This window comes from Bradyrhizobium sp. NBAIM08 (assembly GCF_020193935.1).
Lineage (GTDB): Bacteria > Pseudomonadota > Alphaproteobacteria > Rhizobiales > Xanthobacteraceae > Bradyrhizobium > Bradyrhizobium yuanmingense.
On record NZ_JADYVR010000387.1, the window covers coordinates 1 to 444 of the forward strand.

Here is a 444-nt window from a genome sequence, read left to right on the forward strand (position 1 = left end):
GGGTCGTGAACTCCGGCGAGGTGAAGCGAACAAGATAGAGTTCACCCGGATGCGGATTGGCAACCACCTCCAGCACCGCGGCATCCGGCGATGGCGGGATGACCGAGGGCTTGCCGAGCTGGCTCAGCGGCGGCAGTTCGTCGCTCACTCGCTTATCGCATCGTCGGCTGCGTTCGTCTCACGGCCGGTTCCGGAACAGAGATCAGCCAGCAACGCTACGTGCAGACACCGCCTCCCGCTCCGCATTCCTCGACGATGTCGCCTTCTGCGTTCCACGCTTCGATATCCCCTTGCTGGTGGTCGCGGCGGAATGCGGCGGCGAACTCGGCGAACGTACCCGCGGCCACAGCATCGCGCATCGTCGCCATCAGCCGCTGATAATAGGCAACATTGTGCCAGGTCAGCAGCATTGCGCCCAATATTTCACCGCAGCGGACGAGATGG

At 63.3% G+C, this 444-nt stretch carries 2 pseudogenes; both read right to left on the reverse strand.

Annotated elements, in window-relative coordinates:
- A pseudogene (locus I6F37_RS40040) lies at positions 1-148 on the reverse strand (NADPH-dependent 7-cyano-7-deazaguanine reductase QueF); the annotation flags it as partial.
- 67 nt (positions 149-215) lie between these two features.
- Positions 216-444, reverse strand: a pseudogene (locus I6F37_RS40045) (hypothetical protein); the annotation flags it as partial.